14 protein-coding genes are annotated in these 21,221 nt (G+C 63.1%); 6 read left to right on the forward strand and 8 right to left on the reverse strand.

The features are described 5' to 3' along the window. On the forward strand, positions 1 to 309 hold a 309-nt coding region (locus tag AC3A3W_RS16075; RefSeq protein ID WP_487444025.1), incomplete at its 5' end, for a YidC/Oxa1 family membrane protein insertase. Between the two features lie 385 nt (positions 310 to 694). Here the strand turns inward: AC3A3W_RS16075 and AC3A3W_RS16080 are convergent. Continuing rightward, positions 695 to 1,435 (reverse strand): SDR family NAD(P)-dependent oxidoreductase, encoded by a 741-nt coding sequence (locus AC3A3W_RS16080; RefSeq protein WP_487444026.1) that lies wholly within the window; start codon positions 1,433 to 1,435, stop codon positions 695 to 697. Between the two features lie 178 nt (positions 1,436 to 1,613). On the opposite strand from AC3A3W_RS16080, the gene AC3A3W_RS16085 reads away from it, so the two are divergent. Together AC3A3W_RS16085 and AC3A3W_RS16090 are read left to right on the forward strand one after the other, a co-directional pair. Next, positions 1,614 to 1,916 (forward strand): SRPBCC family protein, encoded by a 303-nt coding sequence (locus AC3A3W_RS16085; protein ID WP_487444027.1) that lies wholly within the window; start codon positions 1,614 to 1,616, stop codon positions 1,914 to 1,916. Positions 1,917 to 2,243: 327 nt separating this feature from the next. Further along, positions 2,244 to 4,046 carry a glycoside hydrolase family 15 protein gene (locus AC3A3W_RS16090; protein WP_487444028.1) on the forward strand — a complete coding sequence of 601 codons (1,803 nt, stop codon included), beginning with the start codon at positions 2,244 to 2,246 and terminating at the stop codon, positions 4,044 to 4,046. 136 nt (positions 4,047 to 4,182) lie between these two features. Here the strand turns inward: AC3A3W_RS16090 and AC3A3W_RS16095 are convergent, their stop codons facing one another. The 3 genes from AC3A3W_RS16095 to AC3A3W_RS16105 form a co-directional block, all read right to left on the reverse strand. Then, a complete protein-coding gene (locus AC3A3W_RS16095) occupies positions 4,183 to 4,722 on the reverse strand; it encodes a hypothetical protein (RefSeq protein WP_487444029.1) in 540 nt (179 codons plus the stop codon). Between the two features lie 399 nt (positions 4,723 to 5,121). Continuing rightward, positions 5,122 to 9,189, reverse strand: a complete 4,068-nt coding sequence (locus AC3A3W_RS16100) for an nSTAND1 domain-containing NTPase (RefSeq protein ID WP_487444030.1) — start codon at positions 9,187 to 9,189, stop codon at positions 5,122 to 5,124. 290 nt (positions 9,190 to 9,479) lie between these two features. Next, positions 9,480 to 9,986, reverse strand: coding sequence for a hypothetical protein (locus AC3A3W_RS16105; RefSeq protein WP_487444031.1), 507 nt, complete (start codon positions 9,984 to 9,986; stop codon positions 9,480 to 9,482). A 415-nt stretch (positions 9,987 to 10,401) separates the two neighbouring features. On the opposite strand from AC3A3W_RS16105, the gene AC3A3W_RS16110 reads away from it, so the two are divergent. Continuing rightward, positions 10,402 to 10,794 carry a hypothetical protein gene (locus tag AC3A3W_RS16110; protein WP_487444032.1) on the forward strand — a complete coding sequence of 131 codons (393 nt, stop codon included), beginning with the start codon at positions 10,402 to 10,404 and terminating at the stop codon, positions 10,792 to 10,794. Between the two features lie 37 nt (positions 10,795 to 10,831). Here the strand turns inward: AC3A3W_RS16110 and AC3A3W_RS16115 are convergent, their stop codons facing one another. From AC3A3W_RS16115 to AC3A3W_RS16125, 3 genes are all read right to left on the reverse strand, one after another. Further along, entirely contained in the window at positions 10,832 to 11,509 is a 678-nt protein-coding gene (locus AC3A3W_RS16115; RefSeq protein WP_487444033.1) for a response regulator transcription factor, read from the reverse strand. Beyond that, on the reverse strand, positions 11,506 to 12,771 hold the full coding sequence (locus tag AC3A3W_RS16120) for a sensor histidine kinase (protein WP_487444034.1): 1,266 nt from the start codon (positions 12,769 to 12,771) through the stop codon (positions 11,506 to 11,508). Before AC3A3W_RS16120 ends, AC3A3W_RS16115 begins: the two co-directional genes overlap by 4 nt. A gap of 743 nt (positions 12,772 to 13,514) precedes the next feature. After that, positions 13,515 to 17,750: an nSTAND1 domain-containing NTPase gene (locus AC3A3W_RS16125; RefSeq protein ID WP_487444035.1), complete on the reverse strand. Its 4,236-nt coding sequence runs from the start codon at positions 17,748 to 17,750 to the stop codon at positions 13,515 to 13,517. Positions 17,751 to 18,095: 345 nt separating this feature from the next. Here AC3A3W_RS16125 and AC3A3W_RS16130 point away from each other — a divergent pair, with 345 nt between their 5' ends. Together AC3A3W_RS16130 and AC3A3W_RS16135 are read left to right on the forward strand one after the other, a co-directional pair. Beyond that, positions 18,096 to 19,265, forward strand: a complete 1,170-nt coding sequence (locus AC3A3W_RS16130; protein ID WP_487444036.1) for a patatin-like phospholipase family protein — start codon at positions 18,096 to 18,098, stop codon at positions 19,263 to 19,265. 15 nt (positions 19,266 to 19,280) lie between these two features. After that, positions 19,281 to 19,670 (forward strand): hypothetical protein, encoded by a 390-nt coding sequence (locus tag AC3A3W_RS16135; protein WP_487444037.1) that lies wholly within the window; start codon positions 19,281 to 19,283, stop codon positions 19,668 to 19,670. A 5-nt stretch (positions 19,671 to 19,675) separates the two neighbouring features. On the opposite strand, the gene AC3A3W_RS16140 is transcribed toward AC3A3W_RS16135, so the two are convergent. Continuing rightward, complete coding sequence (locus AC3A3W_RS16140; protein ID WP_487444079.1) at positions 19,676 to 21,142, reverse strand: MFS transporter; 1,467 nt, start codon at positions 21,140 to 21,142, stop codon at positions 19,676 to 19,678. Between the last annotated feature and the right edge of the window lie 79 nt (positions 21,143 to 21,221).

Below are 21,221 nucleotides of genomic sequence, written 5' to 3' on the forward strand. Positions count from 1 at the left end.
ATGATGCTCTACATCCTGCCCATCGTCTTCGGCGTGGGCGGCATCAACTTCCCCATCGGTGTCCTGATCTACTGGACCACCACCAACCTGTGGACCATGGGTCAGCAGTTCTTCGTCATCCGCCGTATGCCGACGCCGGGATCCCCCGCCGCCAAGGCCCTCGCCGAGCGCCGCGCCGCCAAGGGTCTCCCGCCCCTCCCCCAAGGAAGCAAAAAGGCCGACGCCGATGCGGCGGCTGCCGCTGCGGTGGCGCACGCCCATAGCCAGCGCGTCCAGCCGCAACGCAAGAACAGGAAAAAGAAGAAGTAACACTCGGGTCACTTCGGGCGAAGAAATCACTAAAGGGCGGAAGCTGACGTCGTTGGTTTCATTTGACAGTGATCTTTGTCCCGGAGACGGCACCTGTCCAGGAACCGGTTGGGTCATTCCGCATCAAGTGGGCTCCAACCTGTCCCGCATGCAGCTCGACAACCTGCGATAGAACCGAGGTCAATGCCTCAGTGCCTCAGTGCCGTTGCTGAATGGCAAGTCATGCCCAATCCAGTGCCAGGCCAAAACAACCTTTCCCCCGAATCCAAGAGCGGACTGTGCCGCCACCCTAGGCGCCCGGAGCGCACGGCACCATGGGGAGCCTGCGGTTCTGACTTCTGGAGCCCCGCCACGCGCCCGCACCCGACGCTGTGGCTCCAACGGCTTAGCCCAAGGAGTCACTTTCCTTCTTCATGAAGTAATCCACACCGGTGTATCCGCCGTCAGCAATGATAGACGCCCCGGTGATGAAGGATGCGTTGTCGCTGAGGAGAAAGGCGACGATCTTTGCTATGTCGCCGGGATTCCCATTGCGAGCCAACGGGGTGAGGCTCGCCGCTTCGTAGGATTCACTCAATATTCCGGAGTCTACCCAGCCTGGGGTCACGGCGTTGACGCGAATTCCACGGGGGCCAAGCACGTTGGCGAGGCTTCGAGTGACGGAAAGAAGAGCTGCTTTGCTGGCCGAGTAGGCGATGCCGCGGAATGATCCGATGTAGGCATCTGTGCTGGCGATGTTGACGATGCACCCGCCGGGGGACATCTGGGTGCCGATTGTCTGACCAAGGATGAAGGGTGCGGTGACATTCACCTCAAGGGTTCTATCCCAGGCATCGAGAGTCATTTCCTCTAGAGATTGCTTCTCGAGAACCCCTGCATTGTTGACCAAGGCATTGAACCGGAATTCATCACGGATCTGACGGGCAAAGTCCAGGGATTCAGATCTGTCTGCCAGATCGACCTGTCGTGTGGCCACTCCGTGCGTGCGCGCCAGCTCTTGAGCTTCACTGTGACCAGTTTTGTAGGTAACGACTACATTCCAGCCACTCTCCGCTAACCGTTCTGCTATCGCCCTGCCAATCCCTCGCGCGCCGCCGGTTACCAGCACAGTACCGTTGTTTGTCATCGTGAGGCCTCCCTAAATGCTCGAGTGGGTACCGATAGACACACTGTGCGGTCAGCGACCGTGGGACGCCAGTACAATTTCGGGGCCAGGCACCTGGACAGCCTGCCCCGGTCGTGTCGCTGCCGTACCTTGGCCTGTCATTCCTGCATCGTGGGTGTTCAGCCGAAGCACCCTAACGATGGGTCGAAGACTGACATACGCCTGGCACTTCGGGGTTCCGCTGCGGATGACGAGCCGGATCACAGAAATGGCGGCACCGGACTACTTCGTGGATGAACAGGTCCGGGGGCCATTCCGGAGCTTCCGGCACGTCCACGAGTTCAGGGAAGACGCGGGCCAAACCGTGATGGTGGACCGGATCGAGTTCGCGGCTCCATTCGGACCGCTCGGGCGCCTGGTGGAGAAGCTTGTCCTCACCCGCTACCTCAGAAAACTCATCGAGCAGCGCAGCCGGCACCTGACTCGGGCGCGCGAACAGTGAAGAAAGAAATTGGGCAAATGATAGAAACGGCATCGAGTCCAAACGTCGCTCTGAGACGCGGCCGCCGGCAAGTGGCCATAAGAACTCCTCAGACTCACCGGTTTCGTGAGATCACTGGCGCACAGCACCGATGGTCTGGGCACCGCTGCTAGCCACCGAGTAAGAAAGAGGCATGGTGCCTTCCCTGCACCTGGAATCCGGCTGACCAGTTCGCCAGCGGGGCAACCCGCGCAAGCGTTCAAAGAACGTCCCTTGAACCCCGCGGGAACAAAGAAACCGATCCGGGAATCTGCCCGGCGCACCCTTGGTTGTGTTTGAGTTAGGAACATGACCGCACGGATTGAGGATTACGGTTTTATTTCCGACCTTCGCACCGGCGCGCTAATCTCACGACAGGGCAGTATCGACTGGCTCTGCCTGCCACGGTTCGACTCTGAATCTGTTTTCGGAGCCTTGGTTGGGACCACGGATCACGGCCGCTGGCTACTCGCCCCGGCTCATGAGAACAAAAAGTTCTCCCGTCGCACGCAAGGGGAACGCCGGTACTTGCCCTCCACGTTCATCATGGAGACGCGTTGGCGGACCGCGACCGGCGAAGTCCTGGTCACCGAATTCATGCCAATCGGGGGAAGCGGCACTGTGATGATCCGCAGGGTGCAGGGTTTACACGGAAACGTCGTGATGCGCCATGAACTGGTGCTGCGGTTCGGCTACGGAAAGATCGTGCCTTGGGTGCATCGGATCCACGACGACGAGGGGGAGGCACTGCTTGCCATCGCCGGACCGCAAGCCGTGATGCTTAGGGCGGATGCATTGCCCGAAGCCGGCCCTGATTATTCGCACGTGGGCGAGTTCACCGTCGAAGCCGGTCAGACACTCGACCTGCAATTGCACGCATTTTCATCCCACGATATGCCTCCGCCGGCGATCGACATCGACCGGGCGCTGCAAACAACTGCCACGTACTGGAGAAGCTGGTCGAGCAACTACCTCCGGCAAGGAAACTACGACCGGGAAGTAGAACGCTCACTGCTCGTCTTGCGTGCGCTGACGCATGAGAGGACCGGGGGAATTGTGGCTGCCCTGACAACCTCACTTCCAGAACATTTCGGCGGTGAACGCAATTGGGATTACCGATACTGCTGGCTACGTGATGCTGCCCTCACACTGGAAGCCATGATGACCCATGGCTTCCACCAGGAGGCACTCCAGTGGCGGAACTGGCTGCTTAGGGCTATCGCCGGCGACCCGCACGATATTCAAATAATGTACGGAGTTTCTGGCGAGCGTGAGCTGCCCGAGCGGGTCCTGGCCCACTTACCGGGCTACGAAGGCTCCGCCCCGGTTCGCGTCGGCAATGGCGCTTTCCGCCAGTACCAAGGCGACGTTGTCGGCGAAGTCATGGTTGCCTTGGCAAAGCTTCGCAATCGCGGCGTGCATGAGGACCATTTCTCGTGGACCCTCCAGCGGAACATGCTCCTATTCGTAGAGAACAACCTCAAACGGAAAGACCACGGCATCTGGGAAATGCGGGGCGAGAAAAGGGACTTCACTCATTCCCGGGTGATGATGTGGGCCGCCATGGACCGCGGAGTGCAGGCTGTCCAAGAGCATGGGCTTGACGGTCCGCTGGAGCGGTGGGCGGAGCTCAGGGACGGGCTTCGGGCCGAAATTCTGGAGCAGGGCTTCAACCGTGAAATCAATTCCTTTACCCAGACCTATGGAAGCAATGAGGTGGACGCGTCCCTGCTCGTACTGCCACAAGTGGGCTTTCTGGCCTACGACGACGAGCGGATCCTCGGAACAGTGTCTCGATTAGAGCGCGATCTTCTCGACGGGTCAGGCCTGCTGATGCGTTATCGGACCGAAAGCTGTTTGGACGGTCTTGAACCTGGGGAACACCCTTTTCTGGCGTGCTCATTCTGGCTTGCAGAACAATATGCCAGGACGGGCCGCGTTTCCGATGCGAGGACACTCATGGACAGGCTCATCGGCTGCGGAAACGACCTGGGGCTGCTCAGCGAGGAATACGACACAACCGGCAACCGCATGGCAGGAAATTATCCGCAGGCGTTCTCACATTTGGCGCTGATAAGGGCTGCCGACGCCCTCAACCGATGCGGCCAGTGATGCCGCTGGCACGACGGGCAAAGCACTAGATTCGCGTGGCGATCTTGGCTGGAACGGACCTGCTCCCGCAGGTCCGTTCCAGGTGCTAAGCATCGCAGGACAGTTGTCCCGGGATCCAACTGCAGTTAACCGGGCATCACCGATAGATGCTTGCAGTGCCGCTGTATACCCATTTGGACCAAGGAGACCAGTAGCCGTTCTTGTACACACGGTATGACACCTTGTGGTAAACCTCCTCAGTCTTGTCGCCATAACCAAAGTCCGTCCGTTGCAGGGGATAAGTGCTTTTGAAGGTGAACGTCCCGCCACTATGGAAATACTTGCTGAAATACGATGTGCCCAGGTAGTCGTCCTGGTCCGGCCAGTGATCGCGTTCCCATCGTTCCTGCTTGACCTGCACCCAACCGCTGGACGAGTAATACACTTTGCCCGGATAAGCCACCAAACGCTTCCAGCCGGCCCCAAACCCCGCGAAGTAAGGCGTGCCCGCCGTGATCTGCGCACTAACAAATAGGGGTGAGGACTGAGCTGAGGTTGCATGCGTTACGGACTCCGCAGCCTGTGCTGGGGCTGCGAGCGCCGCGGAGCCCGCGGCAAGGCTCAATGATATGGCTGAGACCAGCGCGATCTTCGACCGCAGGACTCGGTGCTTCTTTGTTGGTGTTGTAATGGACACAGCGTTGCTCCTAATCAGTGGTGAGTGGTTTGCCCTGCTTGATGGGCTTCGATCCCGGGAATCCTTCTTCTCTCGGAACCGGCACTTCCAGTCTGCGACTGCGCGTATGCCCCTCGCTTCCGTGCTACCACTGTCGGCAGGCGGAGACTGAGCCGTGCGTGTTATCCGTTCCGCCAGAATGCGTGCTGGCACGGATCCTGAGTCTGCACCCCTGAAGGCACTATGGACCTTGCCGGAAGGCAGGGATCAGCCGACGAGCTCCCATGCCGACCGTCAGGTATCACAGGAGTACGTCTATGTTGTCCACGCGGGGCGATTCTTCGGAACCCCGCCTCTGCCCAACCCCGCGACGACAGGTAAGGACAGCCAGCACCCGCCTGTGGTCCTCTGGTTCGGGCCTCAACCGGTCCGGGCCGTGACATCGGGCGGAACCGGAAGACCAGGACAGGTCTGAACATACCCTGCATCGGCAGAGATCCATTCGCGCCATTGTTCGTGGCTGAGGTTCTGCGTCAGCTTGGCGCACAGCGCCGCGGACCACTCCGAAGGGGCAGGCCATGACCGTACGGTGCCATCTCGGCTGCCTGAGATGACCCGCAAACTGTCGGGGCTGAAAGCGACACTGTTCACCGCATCCCAGTGACCGGCCATGGGTCCACCGACGGGGTCTCCGGTGGCCGCATCCCACAACCGCACCATGCTGTCAGCACTTCCCGAGGCAATCCGCCGGCCATCGGGGCTGAATGCCACACTGTTCACATCACTTTCATGTCCTGCCAAGGGCTCCCCGACAGGGGCTCCGGATACCGCGTCCCACAATCGCACCATGCGGTCTGCGCCCCCGGAGGCGATCCGCCGGCCATCGGGGCTGAACACAACGCTTTTCACCCCGCCGCGTTGTCCGGTCATTGGCGCCCCGGCTGGCCCGCGCGTGGTCGAGTCCCACAGCCGCACCGTGCCATCGGCACCGGCCGAAGCGATCCGCTTTCCGTCGGGGCTGAACGCAACGCCGTTCACGGCACCCCGGTGCGCGGCCATCGGCGCACCGATGACTGTGGCCTTGGCGGCGACCCACAACCGCACCGTGCCATCGGCACCGACTGAGGCGATCCGCTTTCCGTCGGGGCTAAACGCCACACTGTTCACTACACCGCGGTGCCCGGCCAAGGGCGCCCCAATGGGTAGACCCCTGGCGGCGTCCCGCAGCCGCACCGTGCCATCGCCGCCTCCAGAGGCAATGCGCCTGCCGTCTGGGCTGAACGTCCCACTGCTCACCGGGCCTTCGTGCTTTATAGGTGGAGCAATGCTGGCATCCCACAAGCGTAGGGTGCCATCGCCCAGCCCCGAGGCGATCCGCAGGCCGTCGGGGCTGAACGCCACACTGGCTACTTCTTTCCCGTGGCCAGTCATCGGCTCCCCAACGGTTAGCCTGGTGACTGCGTCCCACAGCTGCAAAGTGTAATCTCCGCTGCTCGAGACGATGCGCCGGCCGTCCGGGCTGAACGCTACCCCCGATACCCAATTCCTGTGTCCGGTCATCGGCTGCCCGACGGGCGCGCCGGTGCCTGCGTCCCACAACCGCAGGGTGCGGTCCGCGCCCCCGGAGACGATCCGCTCGCCGTCGGGACTGAACGCCACACTGTTCACCGCGCCCCGGTGCCCGGTCAGCGGCTCACCAATAAGTGATCGGGCATCCGTATCCCATAACCGCACGGTACTGTCAGAACCTCCCGAGGCCATCCGTCGACCGTCCGGGCTGAACGCCACACTTTTTACCGCCCCCTGGTGCCCGGACATCTCCCCCACGGGCAGTCCGGTGGCCGCGTCCGTCAGTCGCACCGTGCGATCGGCGCTAGCAGAGGCTATCTGCCGGCCGTCCGGGCTGAACGCCACGCTGTTCACCTCACCCTTATGTCCTGCAAAAGGTGCCCCCACGGGTGCCCCAGTGGCTGAGTCCCATAACCGCACGGTCCTGTCGACACCCGCCGAGGCGACCCGCCGTCCATCCGGGCTGAAGGCGACGCTCTTCACGGCCCCCCGGTGTCCGGTCATCGGGTCCCCCACGGGCTCAGCCGTGCGGGCGTCCCATAATCGGACCGTGCCGCTGGCGTCGCCGGAAACGACGTGAGCGCCGTCCGGGCCGAACGCCACTCCCCCGACAAAGGCTCCGACGTCCGCAATCTTTTCGACGAATCGTTGCTTCACCACGGCGTTGACGACGGCCCGCTCGCCTTCGCCGGTCGGCATCAGAGCCTGCGCGGCAAGCATCTGGAGCATCCCGCGCACTTCGCCGCCGGGGCGGGCACCAGCGAGCATCGACTGGCCTTCTGCCGCAAGCCGCAAGGCAGTTGCCTCGCGGGTACGGGCAGTAGCCTCACCTTCTGCGATAAAGGCCCGCACGAAGCCGGCAGTTGCAACTACGGCGACCAGAACCACAACGATCAGTACAGCTTTCAGCAGGCGGGCGCTTTTCCGCAGCACCGCTGCATGCGTTTCGGCTGCTTCCTGCTTCTCCCTGGCGGCCAGTAGTTCGGCTTGCTGCCGCTGTTGGGCTTCGGCAATCCGATCGTCCTCCCGTTTTCTGGAGGCGTCCAGGAAGCTGCGGGCGTTGCCTAGGCGGTCCCGGAAGCCAGGTTTTTCGGCCAGCGACTCTGCCCCGGTCAGCCGTTCGCCTTCGAAGAGCCACGCGTTACCGCGGCCGCTGCTCTCCCATGCCGCTACAGCGCGTTCAAGATTATCGGCCTCCTTAAGGTCCTCCCGCTCGCTGGCCAGCCAGCCGGCCAACTCCTTCCATTGGCGCAGGAGGCTCTCCAAGGCCACTTCGACAACAATCTCGCCGTCACGTTCGTCTTTGACCAGCAGGCGCCTGGCGACCAACATGTCAATCAGCGGTCGGGCTTGTTCCGGAAGATCCGTCAGTCGCGCGACGCGGCGCATGGGCCGATCATTTTCCGGGTTGATGGTCGCCAGCCATGGAATGAACGCCGAGTGCAGCCGCTTTAGCTGCGACCGACGCACAACCGGGTCACGGGCGAGCACGGCGTCGATTTCCGTCTGCACAACGCTGGCCATGCCCCCGACAGCCTCGTATCCGTCCAAGGTCAGCTCCCCGGCCCCTTCGAAGTCGGCATACACCCGGGCCAGGGTCAATGAGAGCAGTGGCAGGGTGTCCGCGCCCTCAGCGGAATCGGCCAGGAGCCGGTCGACCAGGTCCGGTTGCACCCTCAAGGTCCGTCCGGCCGCGGTGGCCCGTTCGGCAGGTCCGAGGATCACCTCCTTGAATTGGGCAACCGGCATCGGTCTGACATCGTCGAAAAGGCGGCTTCCAAGTCCGGCCAAGTCCGGCGCGGTCTGCAGCATTTCGTACCGGTCTGCACGGATGGTGCCAGCCACAATCAATTCCGGCGCAAGCCCATCATGATTGCGCAGTAACCGGCCCAGGAGTTCCAGGAACTGCTTGGCTTGTGGTCCGGCGTCCACGCTGAAGAGTTCCTCCGCCTGGTCCAGTGGCAACACGAGGGTTGGCGGCGCCGTCCCCGCGGCCTCGGTCGGCAGCCGGGATGCTGCCGCCTCTCTGGCTTCTGTCAGCCACGCCCGCAGCCGGTCCGCGTCGGCCGCGGTGCAGGCATCCTTGATTTCTGCCAGCACCGGCCGGGCCAACCCCATGGCGGTTCGCAGTGCATGAAGCGAGTGGGCGAAACCCCGCTCCCCGGTGAGGGCGTTGCGCTCCGGGCGCATGATCTCCAAAACCACAAAGTGTCGGTCGTCCCGCTTGAGCCGGGGCAGCAGGCCGGCCCGCAAGAAGGATGACTTCCCTGCCCCGGAAGGACCCAGAATCATGAACAGCGATTCGATTCCGGAATTTCGCATTCCCCGCAGCTCATCCAAGCCGCGGAGGATCTGCCCGTCGCGGCCGAAGAACACCGCCGCGTCCGACTCCTCGAGCGGTTCCCATCCTCGGTACGGTGCACGGTTCGGATCATTCGGCGGTGGCCAGGGGAAATGCTCTGCCCCGATTCCCGCCCGGCGCAGACCACGGTGTACGCGTTGCAGACCCTCCGTCTGAAACGCCACCACGCCATTCATGCCATCAACCGGGATCTGCGTGGTCGGACCGGCGCCAAACAGGTCGCAGCGCTGCCATTCCCCGGTAATACCGTCCGCTACAAGAGGCTCCAGCCGTGCGCACAGAATGAGCTTGTTCAAGGACTCCGCCGTACGGAACTCGGTCCGGCATTCGGCTGATGCCTCCCAGTGGCGCGAGAGCAGGCAGATTACCGCCTCACATCGGATATTGGACCGCCGTAGGGCTTCCTTCCACCGCTCACCGGGCTGGATCCCGGTTACGGGATCCAAGTCCAAAAAAATCTCATCCGCCAGGCCCGGGTCCTGCTCAATGAGCCACCGCTTCAATGCGATGGCCTGAGGGGTGTCCCGGCTCGAATGACTCAGGAAGATGCGTGACAACAGACCACCCATTCCTTGCGCTGCAAAGCTTCAAGAACTGTCTCGGCAACCGGAAACCGACCTGCATCCGCCCCCGATCGCGGCTCGAAAGCCGCAATCTCCACTGGCAGCGGGAGCCAGAGCCTTCCCATGCTGTCCATGGTCCACCTGAGGGCACCGCACTGCAATAACCGGTTCACGTGGCTAGAAACCCCAGAACCCACGCGGAGGCGGGCTGGCCGGATGCTTCCACCGGCCAGCCCGCCTCCGACGCCTGTTCCGAGCCACCGGACCGCCGTGCTGTAAGGCAGTTATGAAATTGAGAGGTTAGGGCTGACACTCCACTTTGACCAGTCCGTCCAGATGTCAAGGTCTCTCGAACCTTCCCGGATGGCAGCCTTGTGGAAGACTTCCTCGTCTAGGGCCTCCCCGTTGACGAGCGTTCGCACGTTGTTGATGATCAGCGTCTTGCCAGTCTCGACACGGTAGTTGTTCCACGACGATGCACCCAAGAAATCGTTGCCGTTGAAGGGAGGCCAATACGTGTAGTCATCTTCCCAACGTTCTTGCTTGATGAGCACGTCCCGGGCCTTCGCGCAGTACACCTTTATCTTATAGTTGACCAGCGTGACCCCGTACTTGGTCTTCCCTGCATATTCCGGCCTCTCTGCTTTGACGGAGCATTGGGTGGTGGCTGCCTGGGCCGGGGCGGCCAAGGCGAAGGGAACGGTTGTCAGTGCGAGCGAAGCCGCGGCTATGAGAGCAATTTTGCGGCGTGCAGTGCGGGATTTTTTTGTTGGTGTTGCTTTGGAAAACATGATTAACGCTCCTGGGTGGTGATCGGGTGGACGTCCTTGGCTCATGTGTCACATAGCGATGGCAGCAGCCGTGTCGGTCCTGATTGGTTGGAATGGATAAACCTCGAGAGGCCTAAATTCCGGTTCCGGATTCGTTTAACCGGGTAAGTCCATGTTGCGTTGGGGTGGGAATTGGGCACTACCGTGCCAGCACGGTTTCCGAGAAGCAGGGAACGGATAGCGCTGCAAGGATAGTGTTCCGGATCCGGCGATCTCGGCACTGGCCTGTCTGTGTCGTCGGCCCAAAATGCGTGCTGGCACGGATGCTTCCGCTGACGTCCGAAAGCACCATGGATCTAACGGATCAAACGGCAGGGTCCGTGGCCATCCCTCAACAGTCCGAAGGAGTATCTCGATGTTGTCCACGCCTGTACCGATGAGCACGATCCATCTTGCCCACTTCGCCGCTACCGAGGACGCCACCCAACTCTTGGATCGCCGCTGGACCAAAACACAGCTGCAGGCTGCGGCTGAGAAGGACAGGAGCGTCCAGAGGCATCCGCAGCACATGCTCGCCCGGATGGCCCTGGCCAATCATGGGGATTCAGTAAACTTCGAACGCATCAGGGCCAGCGTGGCGCGGTCACTGGACGGTGTCGCGGGCACGCATTACATCGTCGCCGCCCTGCATCTGGCCTACCTGGCGCTAGCCTTCCCGCAGGCCCTGTCCGCAACCCAGCGGGCACTCCTCCTGGCCCCGCTGGAGGCAGCCGAGGCTGCCGGGGCGGCCGCCGACAGCGGTTCGACAAACGGGGAGATCGCTGCCTGACTCTGATCCCTTCGGCCCGGAACCACTGGCCGGCCCTTCACTCGGAACTCCGCTCCGGTCCGACTCCACGAAGGTATGTGAGGACGGCGAGCACCCGCCTGTGGTCCTCGGGCTCGGGCCTCAAGTCGAGCTTAAGGAAAATGCTCCGAATATGGGCCTCTACGGTGCGCTCCCCTAAGAAGAGCGACTTCCCTATGGCCTGGTTGGTGCGCCCTTCGGCCATGAGCTCAAGGACGTTCTTCTCCCGGCTCGTGAGGTCATCGCCTCGGTCATGACCTTTGTGCGGACGGTCGACCAAACGTGTAACAAGCTCCGGATCGATGGCGGTGCCGCCCGCAGCAACGCGATGCAGGGCATCGATGAATTCGTCGACATCGGACACCCGCTCTTTGAGCAGGTAGCCCAAGCCTTTGGCCCCATTCTTCAACAGGGACATCGCGTTTTCCGTTTCCACGTACTGGGACAGTAGGAGTACGCCTGTCTCGGGGTGTCTGCTTCTTAGGGTTTCGGCGGCCTGGATGCCTTCGATGGTGTAACTGGGGGGCATCCGGATGTCCACCACGGCGACGTCGGCCCCTTGTTTGTCAATCATTTCCAGCAGCTGCGGGCCGTCAGCAGCCTCACCCACGACTTCTAGTCCTTCGGACTTCAGCAGGGCGGACAATCCCCGGCGCAGTAGTGCCGAGTCTTCAGCGATGGCAACACGCAGTGTCATGGCAGGTCGCGTTCCTGGTCGGCGGAGAAGGGAAGAACGGCGCGTATCGTCGTACCTCTGCCCTCCGGACTATCGATGACCAACGAGCCACCCAGTGCTGCTGCCCGGTCCGCAATCCCCAGCAACCCGCCGTCGGGTCCCGGCCGGGCACCACCAATTCCGTTGTCCACGATCTCCATTCGCAACTCCTTTTCGGTTCCGTCGATGCAGATGCGCACCCACGCCGCCTCGGCGTACTTCGTCGCGTTGGTGACGGCTTCTGCGCAGATGAAGTAGGCAGCCAGCTCCACGTGAGCCGGTAGCCCGTTGCCCGTTCTGAGATCCAGCTCCATGGGCAGTGCTGATCGCTCCGCCAACGCAGTGAGGGAGCCCGCCAAACCCCTCTCCCGGAGCGAGGGGGGATACACGCCCCTCGCCAATTCGCGCAACTCGTCAAGTGCATCCAAAAGCTCGGCCCTGGCCTGCCCGACTAGGATTTGTACCTCCTGCGAATCCGCCGTCCGCTGGGCCCGCGCCAGCTCCATCGACACGGCCACCAAGCGTTGCTGAGCTCCGTCGTGAAGGTCCCGTTCAAGCTGACGACGCCGGGAGTCCCCGGCCGTGACGATTCTCTCCCTGGAGCGACGGACCTCAACGAGTTGCTCCCGGAGCTGTTGCTCCATCTGCTGGTTTTCCAACGCCAGGGACGTTGCGCTGCGTACCGCGGCTAGCAGCTGCGGCTGGTCTTGGAGGGCTTCGTCAAAAACCAGGGCTCCTACCGGTGTTCCGTGGCGTTCCAAGACCATCGACGCGCGCCCGGTTGAACCATCCGGTAACGCCTGGGGAACTCCACTGCTGTCAACAAAAGACTCTTGATCGGGGAACCAACGCAGCAAAGTGAGGGTGGGGTCGTGGACGGATCTCCGAAGGGCGCCGATTAGTCGGTCGCTGACCGGGGCTGTGCCGACCTCCACCATGAGATCACCCAGCCTGCCACGCGCGAACCGGTAGCGCCACAGACCAAACAATACTGCCAGCGGCACTATTGCGGTCGCCGGATATTGCCAGAGCAGCGCTTCCGAGGACAGAGATCCAGACAGTTGGATCACTGCGAGGGACACCCATACGGTGGCCGCTGTTTTTACGATTACGGCGAGCCAGAGTGGCAGGAATGCCGACCGGTAAGCCTTTGTCCCTGAGCGCCAGCGGGCGACCAGGACCGTCACGATCGCGACCCCCACCGAGATCTGAAATATGCGGATTGCGTTCCCGAGGGCGGCCACGAGAGACGGGCTGTCCCAGAGAAGCAACAGATTGCGGGACGTGGACTCTCCTACCGCAACATGGAGGCGTGGATCGAAGAAGGCCCAGCCAGCTGCGGGGGCCAACAGCCAGGAAACGTAGAAGAACGCAACGGCAGCTCTCTCAGCCCGACCGCGCAGTGTTCCTGACGGAAAACTGAGCGCCAACTGCAGCAAAGGAGGCTGATACATCAGCGTAAGAGTTACGCCGAGCGTAAAGGCCACCGGGTCGCTGGAACGGCGAATCCCGGACGCCAGCCAAAGCCAACCCGCCACAACCAACAGCAGCCCCGGGTTCCGGGACGGCCGGCTCCGCCAAGCCGCCACTCCAGCGAGAACGAATGCCAAGCCCACGCCCACGAAAAGTGTCAGCTCAAAAACCGTAAACGGAATCCGGTTCGGATTCTCCCCCCACCGGAGTACGCCCTGGGCATTCAAACTCAAAGTTCGGGCAGGATCCTGTAGGGCTGTCGGGGACCAATCGACGCAGAGCATGACCAGGATTACGAAGCCCGTCGTCACGCCGATTACAGACGTGAGCTGTCGCGGAGTCATTTCCTTCCGTCCCCGGCTGTCTCCGCGGCCATGATGCGCCCGCCGATCGGAGCCGCGGCATCCCTCATGCGCGGAGCCGTGACTCCGCTGTAGCACGGTCCAATGACCTGAGCCATACAGACGAACATTCGGCCTGCTCCTTAATCCTCTGGCTAGGATCTGCCCAGTTGTCAGCTTGCGGGAGTATTCTTGCGCCGGTTGCCGGGTATGTCCGGAGGTACGATAAGGCCGGGGCAGACCTTGACGTATTCGATGTCTGGAGACACCCATTCACCCCACTGTTTGTGGCTGATGTTCTGGGAAAGTTTCGTACATAAAGTGTCGGACGGGGTCAGGGGCACGGGCCAAAGCCGCACGGTGCCGTCGTCGCTCCCGGAGGCAATTCGGCGGGCGTCGGGGCTGAATGCCACGCTGTAGACAGGGCCCTCGTGTCCGGTCATCGGTCCCACGAGGGGCTGACCCGTCTCCGCGTCCCAGAGCCGCACGGTTCCGTCGTTACCCCCGGTGCCGATCCGGAGCCCGTCGCGGGTCAACGCCAGGCCGTACACCCCATTCAGGTGCCCAGTCATCGGCTTGCCTTGGGGCTGACCCGTTTCGGTGTCCCACCGCTCCACTGTGCCGTCGGTACCGCCGGAGGCGATCCGGCGCCCGTCGGGACTGAATGCGACACTCGTCACCGCATCCTTGTGTCCGGTCAGGGGCTCGCCGAGGGCCTGACCCGTCTCCGCGTCCCACCGTCTGATCGTGCCATCGATACCGCCGGAGGCGATCCGGCGCCCGTCGGGACTGAACGCCACACTCGTCACCGCATCCTTGTGTCCGGTCAAAGGCTCGCCGAGAGCCCGGCCCGTCTCCGCGTCCCACCGCCGCACCGTTCCGTCTCGGCTGCCGGAAAGGATCCGGTGACCATCGGGGCTGAACGCGACACTCGTCACCGCATCCCTGTGTCCGGTCAAAGGCTCGCCGAGAGCCCTGCCCGTCTCCGCGCCCCACCGCCGCACCGTAGCGTCTGCGCTGCCTGAAACGATCCGGTGACCATCCGGGCTGAACGCGACACTCATCACCGCGTCCTTGTGTCCGGTCATCGGTTTGCCGAGGGCCCGGCCCGTCTCCGGGTCCCACAGGCGAACCGTGCCGTCGTCACCGCCGGAAAGGATCCGGTGTCCATCCGGGCTGAACGCCACACTCGTCACCGCATTCTTGTGTCCGGTCATCGGTTTGCCGAGGGCCCGGCCCGTCTCCGGGTCCCACAGCCGCAATATGGCGTCTGCGCTGGCGGAAAGGATCCGGTGTCCATCGGGGCTGAACGCGACACTCGTCACCGCACCGCTCTTGTGGGCGGTCATCGGCTCGCCGAAAGCCCGGCCCGATTCCGTGTCCCAGACCCGAATCGTGCCGTCGTCACCCCCGGAAACAGTCCGTCGCCCGTCGGGGCTGAACGCGACGCTTGTCACCGCACCCTTGTGTCCCCTCATCGGCATGCCGAGGGCCCGGCCCGTCGCCGCGTCCCATCGCCGCACCAGGGCGTCCCGGCTGCCGGAAAGGATCCGGCGCCCATCGGGGCCGAATGCCACACTCGTCACTGCCTTCTTGTGTCCGGTCAAAGGCTCGCCGATGGCCCGGCCCCTCGCAGCGTCCCACAGCCGCAGTGTGGCGTCGGCACCGCCGGAAACAATGCGGCGTCCGTCCGGGCCGAACGCGACGCTCGTCACCGCCTTCTGGTGTCCGGTCATCGGCTTGCCCAGTGCCCGGCCCGTTTCCGGGTCCCACAGTCGCAATGTGCCGTCGTCGCCGCCGGAAAGGATCCGGTGGCCCCCGGGACCGAACGCGACGCTCGTCACTGCTCCGGTGTGTCCGGTCAAAGGCGCGCCCAAGGCCCCGCCTGAAGCCGCATCCCACAGGCGAACGGTGCCGTCGTCACCACAGGAAAGGATTCGTCGCCCGTCGGGACTGAACGCAACACTGTTGACCTTATCTTTATGTCCACTCATCGGTTCGTCGAGAGCCTGGCCGGTCTCAGCATTCCACAGCCGCAACATACCGTCGGGTCCGCCGGTCAGGATCCTCTTGCCGTCCGGGCTGAACGCCATACTGCTGATTTTGGTCGTCGTTTCCATGATCTTTTGCAGGTCGCGCTTCATATTGACAGCGCTTAACAGAGCGCTCTCGCCCCCCGCGGTCGAGGCAATCGCTTGCGCGGCGAGGATACGCTTGAGACCGTTTGCATCGCCACCGTTCCGGGTCCCTTCGAGCATGGACAGCCCTTCCGATACAAGACGAAGAGCTGTGGCTTCGCGGTCGCGGGCAGTGGCCTCGCGCTCAGCAAAGGAGGCCCACACGAAGCTAGCCACGGCAACCAGGGCGATAACGACCGCTGATGCTAGGACGATCTTGAGTACACGAGAGCGCTTCCGTAAATCCGCCGCGTGCGTTTCGGCCAGTTCCTGCTTGTCGCGGACAGCCCGTAGTTCAGCATCCCGACGTCTTTTCTCAGCTTCAAGCCGTTCCTCTTCCCGGCTTCGGGAGGCGCGGAGGAACTCACGGGCAGGGTCCAGCCGTTCCCGGAATCCGGGTTTTCCGAAGAGTGTCTCGGCACCACTGAGCCTTTCTCCTGCGAAGAGCCATGCCTCGTTGCGGCCACTGCGTTTCCAAGCAGCCGCGGCGCGTTCCAGGTTGTCGGCCTCCTTGAGGTCCTCCTGCTCCGTTGCCAGCCACCCGGCCAGGTCCTGCCATTGACGCAACAGGCTCTCCAGAGCTACTTCGATCACGGTCTCCCCGCCGCGCTCGTCCTCGACCAACAAACGCCGGCCCACCATGGCATCTATGAGTGGCCGGGCGTCGGCCGGGAGGTCGGACAGGCGGGCCATCCGGCGGACAGGCTGGTCATTGTCTGGGTTGATGGTCGCCAGCCAGGGGATGAAGGCAGATTTGAGCAGATCCAGCTGCCTCTGCCGCAGTGCCGGGCCCGGGGACAGCAGCGTGTCGATCTCGTGTTGCACGACCTGCTGCATACCACCCATCGCATGGTATTCGGCCAGACGAAGGTCCCCGTCGCCGCCGTAATCCTGGTACAGGCGTGCCAGGGTCAGTGAGAGCAACGGCAGGGTGTCCGCGCCCTGAACGCTGTCTTCCAGCAGGCGATCCACCAGCACAGGTTCGATTTCCAGCGGTCTCCCGGCCCCGGTGGCACGGGCTGCGGGGCCAAGGATGACCTCCCTAAACCTGGCGACCGGCATCGGTTTGAGCTCATCGAAGACGACGCTCTTCAGTCCGGCCAGCTCAGGTGCGGTCTGCAGTGGTTCGTAGAAATCCGAGCGGACAGTCGCGGCAACAATTAACGCTGGCACCGTCCCGTCTTCGTGGTCCAACAGGCCGGCAAGCAATTCCAGGAACCGGGGGGCCTGGGGGCCCGCATCCGCACTGAAGAGTTCCTCGGCCTGGTCCAGCGGCAGGATCAGGGTCGGCGGCGGTGTCCCGGCGGGTACCTCCAGCAGCCGTTCCGCGGCAGCTTGCCGGGCTTCGGCCAGCCACTCGCGCAGTTGCTCCGTGTCCGCCCGAGTGCAGGCATCCTTGATGGCGCCGAGGGTGGGAGTAGCCAGTCCCAGACGGGTGCGCTGGGCGTGGACCACGCAGGCAAAGCCACAGTCACCGGTGAGCGGGTTTCGCTCAGGCCGCACGGTGTCCAGCACTAGGAACTGTCGGTCCTCCCGCCGCAGCCTCGGCAGTAGCCCCGCCCGCAGGAACGAGGACTTGCCCGCACCGGAGGGACCCAGTATCACGAACAGCGACTCGATGCCGGAGGTGCGCATCGTACGCAGCGCATCCAAGCCGCGCACGATCTGTCCGTCCCGGCCGAAGAATACCGCAGCGTCCGCTTCCTCGAACGGTTCCCACCCTCGATAGGGGGAACGGCCGGCATCCTGCGGCGGCGGCCAGGCGAAGTGCTCTGCCCCAATCCCTGTACGGCGCAGCCCTTGGTGCAGCCGCCGTAGGCCCTCGGTGAGAAACACAACAGGGCTGACTTTGCCGTCGATTGGAATTTCGGTTGTTGGTCCGTTGCCGAAGAGGTCGCAACGCTGCCATTCCCCGGTGATGCCTTCCTCTTCCAGGGGCTCAAGCCGGGCACACAGGATCAGCTTTCCCAGATTCTCCGCGGTCCGGTACTCGGCCAAGCATTCGCGGGAGTCCTCCCAGCTGGCGGAGAGCAGGCAGATGACCACCTCGCACCGCTCATTGGCCCGAAGCAGGGCCTCCTTCCACCGCTCCCCCGGCGCAATACCCGTCACGGGATCAAGGTCCAGGAAAATCTCCTCGGCAAGACCCGGGTCTTGCTCCACCAGCCACCGCTTTAGGGCGACCGCCTGCCAAGTGTCCCGGCTGGAATGACTCAGGAAAACACGAGACATGCCTGCACCGCGATCCATCGCAGTAAAGACGGACGGCCTCGCATCAGAACCGCGCTGTGATCCCGCCGGCACCGCTGTAGGAGCCCACGCCGACGAGGCTGGCGACGGCCAACCTGTGCTGCGTACACAACGTCTCCTGCCCGCGGAAGCGAATCACCCGGCCCCCCAAATCAATACTCCACCCCGCGCGTCACGCACTTCAAGGGTGGTGGATGCGCTCAGTGGACCATCGCCGCGGGTCCCACCGACGGACTTTGCCGGATGGCCAAGCGCGCGGCCTGACTACCAAACTGTGTCCAGCTAGCATGGTCTTACGCAGCTCGACAATGAGAAGAGGCGTTCCAGATGCCTTATCGCATACTTACCCGGGACGAGCACTTCCGCTGTGATGGCAGGCCCAAGCGCATTCTTGCTCTGGACGGCGGCGGGCTGCGGGGCGTCTTGAGCCTTGGAATTCTGGAAAAGATAGAGGACCTACTGCGGGAACGCCACGGCGGAGGTGATGACTTCCGTCTTTGCCACTACTTTGACCTGATTGCAGGGACGTCTACAGGGGCCATCATCGCGGCGGCTCTCGCCCAAGGCTTGAGCGTCGGCGAACTCACTGACAAGTATTTCAGCCTTGGGTGGCGGGTGTTTGAGAAAAGTCTTTTGCGCCAGGTTCTTCTACGCGCCAGGTACAACGAACAGGCCCTGGTTGCGGAGTTGAAGGATGTCTTCGGCACGGACACCACTTTGGGCGGCCCCGAGCTCTTGACGGGATTGCTGGTGGTCATCAAGCGCCTGGACAGCGGCAGTCCGTGGCCGATGAGCAACAACCCCCGCGGCAGGTATTTTGTTTCCGGGGCCAACGGCAGGATGGGTAACGGTGACTATCCACTCTGGCAGGTTGTCCGGGCCTCCACCGCTGCGCCGTCATTTTTCGAACCGGAAACCATCACCATAATGGGCGGCCGCAACCTGAGCCCTGTGACCGGTAGTTTCGTGGACGGTGGTGTCAGTCCCTTCAACAATCCTGCCCTGCAGGCGCTCATGTACGCCTCTATGGAGGGCTACCGCGTGGGCTGGGAAACCGGTGGGGAGAAGCTGCTGCTGGTGTCGGTCGGCACTGGCGCGGCCGATCCTGCCGTCAGCCAGGCAAAGTTCACGGCAAGCCACGCCCTGCGGGCACTCAAATCCGTGCTGCAGGACTGCGCAGTACTTCAGGAGACGATGCTGCAGTGGATGTCCGCCAGCCCCACCGCGAGGATGATCGACAGGGAATTGGGGTCGCTAACCGGCGATCTCCTCACCGGTGCCCCACTCATGAGTTACCTGCGCTATAACGTGGACCTGCGTCCGGAGAGTGTCCGCGCCCTGGACGAAACTCTTGCCGCACCTGAGGCGGTCTCCTCGCTGAGCGCCATGGATGCACCGGAAAATATGAAGGCACTCCACCGACTGGGCAGTCTGGCCGCGACACGGGATGTGCGGGACACTGATTTTGGCACCGTATTTGACCTGCCGCGCGTCTGAAGGAAAGGGACGCTGATGAGTGAGTTCCGCCGCTACAGGAGCCGGCCGGATTACTACGTGGTCGCCGTACCGCTGCGCCTGGACACCGAGGGGTTCAGCTATCGCAAGTGGGGCGGTGAACAGAAGTGCAAGGCAGGTGATTGGCTGGTGGACGACGACGGCGACATCCACACCGTCGACGCGGACGTCTTCGCCGCCACTTATCGGCAGGTCCACCGAGGTGCTTATGTGAAATCCACGCCTGTCTGGGCTGAAGTTGCCTCGGAAGCCGGCAGCGTGACCACCAAGGAAGGCCGGACTCACTACAACAAGGGCGACTTTGTGGTGTTCAACAACGAAGATGGCACCGATGGCTACGCCATGACCGCCGAAAGATTCCAAACTCACTACGAACCGGACGAATAGCGAGTTCACTGGCCTGGCGAGCCAGACGGTGATTGTGCGTAGGACCGCGCCGCAGCGGCAGGTGAAGGCGAGCTTGGTGCCACATCGACGTCCAAAGCGGCCGGCTTCTTGAGGAACAGGGCCACCACCAGTGCGGTCGCCAGGCAGAGTCCCGCGTTCACCCAGATCGCCACGGTGACGCCGCTAAGAACTGCCGGAGCGTGAGTTGACCCAAGGGACACGAGCTGGGCCGTGAAGACGGCGCTCATGATCGGGATGCCCATAGTGATGCCGATCTGCTGGCTCATGGTGGCCAGCCCGGTGGCGAGCCCCTGCTCCCCGTCGGGCAGCCCTGACGTGGCCGTGACCATGAAGCCGACGATGACTACCAAGTTGGCGACTCCGCCGACAAACGTGGCGGCCAGAAGCAGTGCGATGGCCGCGGGATCATTGCTCAGCAGGACCAGGGAAGCTGTCGCGATGGCCTGGACGATGAGGCCGTACACGATGGCCCGCTTGTTGCCGACCCTACCGATGACCTTCGGCCCAAGGAGGCCGCCCAGGACGGTACCAAGGCCCAGGACAGCGAAAGCGAGGCCGGCACCCAGCGGTGTGTAGCCGAGGACCTGTTGGAGGTACAGGGTCAGGAGGAACACCAGCGAGGTTTCCGTCGCGAACGCCAGGACGCCTGCGATGTTGCCCCAGGCGACTGTTGACCGCTTCAGGATTGTCAGAGGCACCAGGGGATATTCGGCCCGGCGTTCCACAGCGGTGAAGACAACGAGGAGCACTGCTGATGCGGCCAGCGATCCCAGCGTCAGCGGGTCGGTCCAGGAGTTCTTCGCTGCGTGCGTCATACCGAAGACGAGGGCGACGAGGCCCAGGGTGACGGTGATGGCGCCGGGGATGTCGAGCGGCGCCTTGATTGTGGGCTTGCTTTCGGCGAGAACGACTGGCGCGATGACCAGGACGGCCACGGCGACAGGGATGTTGATGAAGAACGCCCAGCGCCAACTCATCAGATCAGTCAGCAGCCCGCCCAGGATGGCGCCGGTGGTGAAGCCAGCCGCCATCAGTGCACCGTTGAGACCCAATGCCTTGTCCCGGAGGGGTCCTTCGGCGAAGGAGCCCAGCAGCAGTGACAGCGCAGCCGGAACGACAATCGCTGTGGCGATGCCCTGCCCCACGCGGGCGACCAGCAGGACTGCCGGGTCGATGGCCAGTCCCCCCATCAGGGAAGCGGCACCGAGCAGCGCCATGCCGATAAGGAACATCTTGCGTCGGCCGACAAGGTCAGCGACCCTGCCGAACAGCAGGGTCAGGCCCGCCGCGCAGAGAGAGAATGCCGTGGCGATCCACTGGAGGTTCTCGAGGCTGAATCCGACGTCGGTGCCGATGGTTGGCAGGGCAACGTTGAGGATGGAGAAGTCAACGGCCAAGGTGAAGCTCGCGGTTAGCAGCACAATCAGGGCAAGCCGCTGCTTCCCCGTCATGCCCGGAGCCGATGAACTCTTCGGCCGTGGCGGTGCCAGTAATGTGTCGGGCTCGGCGGTGTCCGGTTGAATGGTCATC

It is taken from the genome of Arthrobacter sp. Soil_N43 (genome assembly GCF_057655195.1).